The sequence below is a fragment of the Mesorhizobium sp. M5C.F.Ca.IN.020.32.2.1 genome, assembly GCF_004023105.1.
GTDB lineage: Bacteria > Pseudomonadota > Alphaproteobacteria > Rhizobiales > Rhizobiaceae > Mesorhizobium > Mesorhizobium wenxiniae.
In genome coordinates this window covers 1-8,305 of the sequence record NZ_RZSX01000205.1, presented here as the reverse complement: position 1 = coordinate 8,305, position 8,305 = coordinate 1, and the positions used below count along the sequence as shown (strand labels likewise).

10 protein-coding genes are annotated in these 8,305 nt (G+C 59.1%); 4 read left to right on the top strand and 6 right to left on the bottom strand.

Annotated elements, in window-relative coordinates:
- Nucleotides 1-198: 198 nt before the first annotated feature.
- The gene (locus EOA86_RS12885; RefSeq protein ID WP_065008178.1) at nucleotides 199-630 is read left to right on the top strand and encodes a potassium channel family protein; all 432 of its coding nucleotides are present in this window, start codon (nucleotides 199-201) and stop codon (nucleotides 628-630) included.
- A gap of 974 nt (nucleotides 631-1,604) precedes the next feature.
- Here EOA86_RS12885 and EOA86_RS12875 read toward each other — a convergent pair.
- The 3 genes from EOA86_RS12875 to EOA86_RS12860 all read right to left on the bottom strand — a co-directional run bounded on the left by EOA86_RS12875 (nucleotide 1,605) and on the right by EOA86_RS12860 (nucleotide 3,184).
- Nucleotides 1,605-1,907, bottom strand: coding sequence for a hypothetical protein (locus EOA86_RS12875; RefSeq protein ID WP_128341998.1), 303 nt, complete (start codon nucleotides 1,905-1,907; stop codon nucleotides 1,605-1,607).
- Entirely contained in the window at nucleotides 1,904-2,218 is a 315-nt protein-coding gene (locus EOA86_RS12870) for a hypothetical protein (RefSeq protein ID WP_206630012.1), read from the bottom strand. The genes EOA86_RS12875 and EOA86_RS12870 overlap by 4 nt, the downstream gene beginning before the upstream one ends.
- A 672-nt stretch (nucleotides 2,219-2,890) precedes the next feature.
- Nucleotides 2,891-3,184, bottom strand: a complete 294-nt coding sequence (locus EOA86_RS12860) for a hypothetical protein (RefSeq protein ID WP_128341995.1) — start codon at nucleotides 3,182-3,184, stop codon at nucleotides 2,891-2,893.
- Between the two features lie 67 nt (nucleotides 3,185-3,251).
- Between EOA86_RS12860 and EOA86_RS12855 the strand changes: the two genes are divergently transcribed.
- The 3 genes from EOA86_RS12855 (at nucleotide 3,252) to EOA86_RS12845 (ending at nucleotide 5,366) form a co-directional block, all read left to right on the top strand.
- Nucleotides 3,252-3,443 (top strand): hypothetical protein, encoded by a 192-nt coding sequence (locus tag EOA86_RS12855; protein ID WP_164891716.1) that lies wholly within the window; start codon nucleotides 3,252-3,254, stop codon nucleotides 3,441-3,443.
- Between the two features lie 10 nt (nucleotides 3,444-3,453).
- Nucleotides 3,454-3,699, top strand: coding sequence for a hypothetical protein (locus tag EOA86_RS12850; RefSeq protein ID WP_128341991.1), 246 nt, complete (start codon nucleotides 3,454-3,456; stop codon nucleotides 3,697-3,699).
- Nucleotides 3,700-3,992: 293 nt separating this feature from the next.
- Nucleotides 3,993-5,366: an aminotransferase class III-fold pyridoxal phosphate-dependent enzyme gene (locus EOA86_RS12845; protein ID WP_128341989.1), complete on the top strand. Its 1,374-nt coding sequence runs from the start codon at nucleotides 3,993-3,995 to the stop codon at nucleotides 5,364-5,366.
- A 162-nt stretch (nucleotides 5,367-5,528) separates the two neighbouring features.
- On the opposite strand, the gene EOA86_RS12840 is transcribed toward EOA86_RS12845, so the two are convergent.
- From EOA86_RS12840 to EOA86_RS12830, 3 genes are all read right to left on the bottom strand, one after another.
- The gene (locus tag EOA86_RS12840; RefSeq protein ID WP_128341987.1) at nucleotides 5,529-6,200 is read right to left on the bottom strand and encodes a tyrosine-type recombinase/integrase; all 672 of its coding nucleotides are present in this window, start codon (nucleotides 6,198-6,200) and stop codon (nucleotides 5,529-5,531) included.
- 231 nt (nucleotides 6,201-6,431) lie between these two features.
- Nucleotides 6,432-6,806 (bottom strand): response regulator, encoded by a 375-nt coding sequence (locus EOA86_RS12835; protein ID WP_128341986.1) that lies wholly within the window; start codon nucleotides 6,804-6,806, stop codon nucleotides 6,432-6,434.
- Nucleotides 6,799-8,305: PAS domain-containing protein (locus EOA86_RS12830; RefSeq protein WP_128341984.1), on the bottom strand; the 1,507-nt coding region annotated here is incomplete at its 5' end. The genes EOA86_RS12835 and EOA86_RS12830, both read right to left, overlap by 8 nt.

The window sequence follows — 8,305 nt, the reverse complement described above, 5'->3', positions numbered from 1 at the left end:
CTCATGGATGGCACCGTTGATCTCACGGCGCTCCAGACGCTCCCACAAGGCGCCGCAGGACAATGTTGGAGCGGATGTCGTCGATAGCCTCGATGAAGGCGGCGGGCAGCATCGGGCTCGTACGTCGCGACAAGCTGTTCGAACCGCTCGCGCGGTGATAGGCGTTGAGCATCTGAAGCCTACTTGAAGGTACCGCAATTGGTCATCGCGTTCGCCATATCTGCAGGTCTCGCACTGGTAACGGTTCTGATGCACTATGAGGTGCTGAATATCGCCGGAGCGATGAGGCGTCGTTTTTCACTTCCGATGCGGGTTGATCTGCTGCTCTTGGTCATCGCAGCGATCATTGCTCACGTGGTGGGGATCTGTCTTTTCGCGGTCGCCTATGCCTGGATGCACCAGCATCGAGACCTTGGAGCTCTCGCAGGCTTGTTTTCCGGGAGCGCAGCGGATTTCTTCTATTTCTCGATCACCTGTTACACGACCATCGGCTTTGGCGAAGTCTATGCCACTGGGCCGATGCGGATCGTTGCTGCCTTGGAAGGTCTCAACGGACTCGTCCTGATCACTTGGTCAGCATCGTTCGCATACGCATCGACTTCGGATTTGTGGAAGCGGAAGCAAGACTGACGCACGTGCGGTAGTGCTTTGAGCACCTAAGCTTCCACAAACGCGATGAGGGCTCGCACGCGGCTTGGCCGCGGATGGAACCATCAACAATGCCGAGGTCGAGTTCGTTCAAAAATGGCTGGCAGCGAATGCGGAGATCAGCAATCAACCGATCATCCGAACCATGCAGCCCTCCCCCATTGGAACCCCGCGTAGCTAATCCCAATTGGAGATTAAGGCTGCACACTGCACGGGCTGCGCGTCACCTATGCCGCCGCCATTCGGCGCGTGGGCAATGACGCCGGGACGAGGCGCCGACGCGCTGGGGGCCGCTCTACGCGCTTGGGCGAAGCACCATACCAAGCATGTCGAGAAAGAGGTTGGACGCTGCGAGCATGGACCAGAAAATATGGCAAAAACGGGCTCCGGCGAATGGAAAGGGGAACGCAGTTTTCCACAACACAATTTTCGGACTGCACAACGCCGATTGACGAAATCGCCTAAGTAGTTGAAACGAAAAGGGCGCGGACGTGGCGGAATTGGTAGACGCAAGGGACTTAAAATCCGCGCTAATCCGTCCCGACACGTCCCGCTTGATGACGAGAAGCCCGGTTTTGAAGGCATCCCGCTTGCCGGACTGCTACCCCGTCACAGTCCGTTTGGTCTTGTCCTTGCCCGTCCGGTGCCAATTGCGGTGCCATTCCTTTCCTGCGACTATCCGCAGGTCGACTCGACAAGCGCTGCGACATTGGAGGGAACATGGCAAACGAGATAAAAGCTGGGAGTGTGGTCCAACTTAAGTCGGGCGGGCCCCGTATGACAGTGGCATGGGTCGATGAAAATGAAGCATACTGCGAATGGTTTTCAGAAGAGAAGGTGCCGAAGGTATCCGGCCACACGTACCCGTTCACGTCGCTCAAAGTACTGGACGCGTGACGAAACCAGCCCGCCACCGTAAGGCAGCGGGCTTAGCAGTTCCGTCTAGGTGCCGGTTTTCAGTGCCGTCCCGTAGGCCCTTCAAGAAACTCCATGAAGTTTTCCACCACTCTGTCGCTTGGTGTTGACCGAGAGTTGCAAGCACTGAGAATGGCGGCCGCGATTTTCGGCATGTCGGTGCGACTTCCAACAATCTTTGACACCAGGGCATTTTCTGTGCCGCCGTCATAGGTCGACCGCTGCAATACATGCAGCGTCAGGCGGAGATTGTCGCCCATGAACTGGAGCGGGCCGGCGCCAGTGACGAACGTGTCAGAGACGCAAAACGATTCGACGGTCGGTGCGGCAGTTAGCGGATTCATACTGCACCACCTTTCCCTACCCGCACCATGGACAGCAAGAGCGCGTCGACGTGTTCTTCCAAAAGCTGGCTTAAGGAATCGTTGTGGAACCGCTTGAGATAACGGCCCTTTGCGGCGAGGTCGGCATGAGAGCTGGCGGGGAACCGGCACACGTTCCAGAGCGCGGAATATTCGCCGTTGCTGGCATCGTCCCATGTCTGGTGTTCTGCAGCTGTGGCTTTGCGCCCTAGGGCTACTTCTTCGCAGCAGCTGCAAACGCTGTCCCAATGGGGGCGCGCGCTCTCGGCCAAGCGACGGCAGGCCATCTTCACGGAGCGGTGTACCGGCCACAACATCGCGCCGTGCTGCCTGTGCGGCGAGCCGATCCACCGTCACGAAGACCGCTGGATTATCGAACACAAGCGCGCCCTCGCCTTGCTAGGCCCGGACCTGAACGCCAATTGCGCGCCGGCTCATTTCAAGTGCGGCGAGGTGAAGACCCACACCCAGGACTTGCCGAGGATCAGGAAGGCCAAGCGCCAGCAGGCCCGGCATGAAGGCACAAAAAAGCCGGCGCGAGGGTTTGAAGCCCCGGCCGGCGTGGTTTTCGATTGGAAGCTGCGGCGCTATGTGCAGCGGCCTACCGCCAGTCAGCCTTGACGACCCGGCGGGTATAGGCGCGCTCGACGCCGAAGACCCTTCGTCCTTCGTGGGCACCTTCCCGTTCGCGCCACCTTCATAACATGTCCAGAACCATGTCCCGGCTTCTTTGCCGTGGAGCGTCTTCAGGATGCGGCCGACTGTATCCTGCATAAAACTAGCCGCGAAGTCATAGGGCGGTGCTTTCCCGCCGATGACGGTCCTGCTCCATTCCAACCGGACGCGGGCGCCACGGTCCACCAAGAACTGGAACGTCCTCCTTCTTTTCGAAGGTCCGCACGACCGCGCTGCCATCCACGACTTGCCAGCCGCGCTGATAGGCGAAACGTACCTTAGTCGTTCGCTCATCCTCGGAAACGCTCGACAAACCACTCGATTTTGCCGCCGACCTTCATCGGCTTGTGGATCATCAATCGCTTGGGAAGGTGCTCGGGATGCACTTCGAGCAGCGTGATCTTGATCTCGGGTTTGCACCGGCTGCAGTCGAATTTGAGCTTCAAGGGATCGGCACCACCGCCGTAGACCATCATCAGGTCCGCCGATCGGCAGTAGCGCACGTTGCCGCAGCTGCATTCGGCTTTGACGAGCATGTTGTGCCGGGTCGCCTTGCCCAGCGTGTCGATCGGATCGTGCGCCATGAGAACAGAAAAGGAACATTTTCCTTGAACGTCAAGACGGGCTGTGGAACCTTACATCAAATCGACTGTGAAGGTGCTGACCTTGAGCGATGAAATTCGGCTTCCCAGACCGGAGCAGGGCACCGCGCCAGGCGTCCAGCACCATTCCTGCGAGCATCCGGGCTGTGGGAAGATTGCAGGATGGGGATTTGCCAAGCCGCGGCAGCCCTCGCACTGGTTCTGTTTCGAGCACCGCGCCGACGGCGAGCGATTTTTATGAGGAGGCGTGGGTGATCAGAGAGCCAAGGCGAGCGGGCGGATACCCCGACCGCGAGATCGACTGCCAGGAAGCCATGGAGCCAGGCTTTCAGGCGATCGTCGATTGCATGCTGGAGGCCGGATGGACACGCGGGGAGATCATGCGCTCGCTACGCCGGCTGATCGCCGCTGACAACATGACGCAAAAGGAAAATGCCAAGGTCGAAGCTCAACTTGCGATCGCATGCGCCAAGATTCGCGCCGGACGGACGCTCTAGTATCTCGCCGGGATGGGTGGAATTCATTCGTCTCGTCGATCGGAAACGAGCAGGTAGCGCCAATTGGAGACGCTTGGTGACGACGCGTCGAACGTCTTGAGCGGGCCGGGACCTGTCGGTCAGTTTCCGGCACACAATTGACCGGAGCGGACATTCCACGCGACCTGCCAAAGCAGATCTTTCTCGACTAGTGTTGGAACGGCACTATCGCGTTGGTGAGCCGGTACCCGGTTCTGGCGGTGCCCACCGGCTCTGTCGGCGCACGACGCAAGGAATTTGACAGGAGGATAGAATTGTCGACCACTCTTGCGCCTGGAGCAGCCTATAGGGCGGACCGGACGCGCGTCGCAGAGTTGAACCAGCGTGAACTGGAGCGCTTCGCGGCGCGCACCGGGAGGTCGAAGGCATTACTCGACCGCGCGCGCAACGTGATGCCGGCTGGAACGCCGATGTCCTGGATGGCCGGCTATTACATGCATCCCCAGCTCTATGTTGCGGGCGGCGAAGGCGCGCGATTTTTCGATGTGGACGGGAATGCCTATGTCGACATGAACGTGGCGGATCTTTCGGCCACGCTTGGCTACGGCATCCCGGCGGTGGAAGAGCCGATGGTGCGCCAGTTCCGTAACGGTGCCCATTATCTGCTGCCCACCGAGGATGCCGTGGTGGCGGCACATTCGCTCGGGCGACTGATGGGGCTACCCTTCTGGCAGTTCACGCTGGCGGCATCGGGCGCCAACACTGAAGTCATGCGCATCGCCCGGCACATCACTGACCGGCGCAAGCTGATCGTCTTCGAAGGCAAGTACCACGGCCATATCGAGGAAACGCTGGTCAAGTTCGACGGCGAACGGGTCGTTCCCGAATATCAGGGCCTGTCAGGCCGCCGGTCTGAAGATACCATCATCCTGCCCTTCAACGATCTCGATGCCGTGGCGGCGGCGCTGGAATCGCGCGAAGTCGCGCTGGTCCTTACCGAACCGGCGCTGACCAATTGCAGCCTTGTGCTGCCCGATCCGGGTTATCTGGAGGGCCTGCGCCGGATTACCGCCGAAACCGGCACGATGCTGTGCATCGATGAATCGCACACCTTTTCGTTCGCCTATGGCGGCCTGACGCGGCTCTGGAATCTCCAGTCCGACTTCATCACGCTCGGCAAGGGGCTCGGATCGGGGCTGGCCTTTGCCGCCTATGGCATGACCGACACGATAGGCGATCATGTCGAGAAGCACCTCGACATCCTGCACCGTACGCCCGGCATCGGCCTTGGCGGCACGCTTTATGGCAATGCCCTGTCGATGGCCTGCGCGCGCGCCGTGCTGGAACATGTGCTGACCGAAGACGCCTTCAACCGGATTTCCGCACTCGGATCGCGCATGGCCGACGGTATCGACGCCATCTGCCGGGATCTAGACCTGCCATGCCGCGCGTTCCGGATCGGGCCGCGTTCGGGCCTGTGCCTGACGCCCGAGCTGCCGCGCAATTATGCCGAAGCGCGTCTGTCCATGGACTTCGACATGCTCGACGCCCGCCGCGTCTTCATGGCGAACCGGGGGTACTGGGATTGCATCGTCAGCGCCGGACCACAGGCATCCTTTGCGCATGGCAAAGAGGACATCGATGGCTATGTAGATCTTATGCACGAATTCATGAAGAATATTAAATAACTATAACGATCTGCTACCTAAAATCACGATCCTGCACCGTCGAGGCCGCAATCTCGGCGCACCCTTAGTCACGAGGTCAGCTATCGACGAAAACAAGCAGCAAAAACAGCGTCGGATAGGAGGCGCATCTCGGCTTCATTGGACCTTGCTCTGGAGAGTGGTTTAGATGTCGTGCGGCCCCGAAGTGCGGAGCCGCACCTGTTCAAATCTCGGTCTTTCTGCCAGCTCCAACGCATCCTCGATGTCTACGCCAAGATACCTGACCGTGTTCTCGATCTTGGTGTGACCCAACAGGATCTGAATTGCACGGAGGTTCCCGGTCGCCTTGTAGATGATCGCGGCCTTAGTGCGCCGGAGCGAGTGGGTGCCATAGTCCTCCCGCCGGAGCCCAATCGCTGTCACCCATTCATCGACGAGGCGAGCATACTGGCGCGTGCTCAGGTGGCCGGAGTTCTCAATTCGGCTCGGGAAGGCATAGTCGTCGACTGATCCACCCCGACGCTTAAGCCAGGCAAGCAAATTTGCTCGTGCATCGGATGTAATCTCGAAGTGCACGGGTCGTCTGGTCTTCTGTTGAACGACCATGGCCCGCGTTCGGATTTCCGGGCCAGTGACCAGCGTCCCGATCCTGATCTTCACCAAATCGCAGCCGCGCAGCTTGCTGTCGATTGCCAGATCGAACAGCGCCCGATCTCTCATGCGCCCTTCTCTGTCGAGGAAAAAGCGGATCGCCCATATCTGCCGTTGTTTCAGCGGCTTCTTGACGCCGACCTTCCGACCAGCGTTCCAAGCAGGGCGTCCTAGAGCTCCTGGATCGTATTGTGAAATACCCATTTTTTTTTTTGGTTCTCCTTTGGCCGTTTTGACGGAAGAGAACCGCGAAGCAGTGGCGAGAGGCCGACAGGTGACGGTCGGCTATCGGGCGGGACGTTAACGAAACCGGACGTAAAACGTAATATAGCTTCTTAGGCCGGGTCGATCCTATTGCTGATGCAGGATTATCGAGGCCTACGTCGCCGAATGCGCCTTTCGGGGGGACGAGCGAAAGATGCTCTATGGATCGGTTTACCTATTCCGAAAATGCGCAACGGCGCTTGTCAGCGCCTTAGGATCAACTGGTTTCGATAGACGAGGAGCTTGCGCAAATTCATCTGGAACGATTGTCGCGCTGTCATAGCCAGACAAGAATAGAAAGGGAACGCCACGTGAAGCGAGCAACTCAGCAATCGGGAAACTCCGCTCGCCAGCGAGGTTGATATCGAGCACCGCTCCGTCGAGTGAAACGCCGTCGATCTGTTCCAGCGCCTGCTTCACCGATGAAGCGGGGCCGATCACCTCACAGCCCGCGTCGGCCAACTGATCAGATAGATCCAGCGCGATCAGAAAAGTATCCTCAACGACCAGGACATGCAGGCCAGACAGAGGAGATTGCTCATTCATCCTTTACCGGAACATCCGTCGCGCCTGCGAGGGAGAGGGGGATTTGCAAGGAGCACTCCAAGCCCGACTCCTTGAACTTCAAGTCCACGCTTCCTCCCAATTCGTAATTCAAACTCTGCTGAATGAAAGTGGTTCCGAAACTCTTCTTCAACGGCTCCTCTACGACCGGCCCGTCGATTTCCTTCCAGACGATCGACAGGGAACCGCCGGGCTCTCCGATGCGCCATTTGACTTCCACGCGCCCGTTCTCGGTTTCCAGCGCTCCGTATTTAGCGGCATTGCTCGCAAGTTCGAAAAACACCATCCCTAAGGTCGCCGCGGCGCTTGCATTCAATTGGACTGGACCGCCTTCCAAGACCACATTCTGCCGGTCCCTGGCTTCATACGGAGCAAGTGTCATCCGCAACAACTCCTTAAGACCCGCGCGTTCCCAGTTGTGCTGCGAGAGCAATTCATGGGTGCGCGCCATTCCCTGAAGGCGCTCCTGAAAGGCAGTCGAGAAATCCGCCATGGAATGCGAGGAACGAATCATACGGGAGGTCAGGGCCGTAATCGTCGACAAAATGTTCTTCACGCGATGTTGCAACTCGTGCAGCAATCTTTCCTGACTGCGCTCGGCCTCCTTGTGGCGCGATATGTCGACCAGGGTGCTGATCGCCCCGCGAACTTTTCCTGATTCGTCGAACAGCGGCGTCGCGGAAACCATGACATCGACGCCGGTGCTGCCCGGTTTCTCGATGCGCGCTTCGTATTGTGGCACCGCCTCGCCCGTTCGTATCGCCATCGCCAGCGGCTGATCCACGGCATCCAAGGCCTTTCCTTCCCTGACCACGTCGAGCGCGGTCGGCATGGACGTCAACTTGGCACCGCTCAGGGGTTCGCCGGCCAGTTCAGCGGCGCGCCGATTGGCCCGAAATTCCTGGCTGTCGCCAACCCCGGCGATGACGATGCCGACAGGGACGAGATCCAGTAGCGTTTCCAGGCTTTCGATGCGGTTGCGCAAATCGTGCGTCAGCGAGCCGATTCTTTCCTCGGCGCGAGCGATCCTGGTGACATCGACAAAGGTGACCACGACCCCGGCGATGACGTTGTCGATCCTCCGATAAGGCAGCACGCGCATGATGTAGCGTGTGTCGCTCTCGGCGCTCTGTATCTGACGCTCGATCGTGCCGAGTCGCTGCAACACCTGCTCGATATCAGCCTGGAGGCCGTCGGCAGCAAAGCGGGGGCGAACGTGAGCAAGCGGGCGCCCTACGTCGCTCTCGACCAGTCGGAACAGATCCCGTGTCGCCGGGGTGAAGCTCTTGATGCAAAGATCCCGGTCCAGAAAGATGGTGGCGATCTGCGTGCTTTCCAGTAGGTTCGCCATGTCGTTGTTGGCGCGGCTGAGCTCGTCGACTCGAAGGTTAAGCTCTGCATTGACGGTTTGCAGTTCCTCGTTGATCGATTGCAACTCTTCCTTCGAAGTCTCCAGTTCCTCGTTGGACGACTGAAGTTCC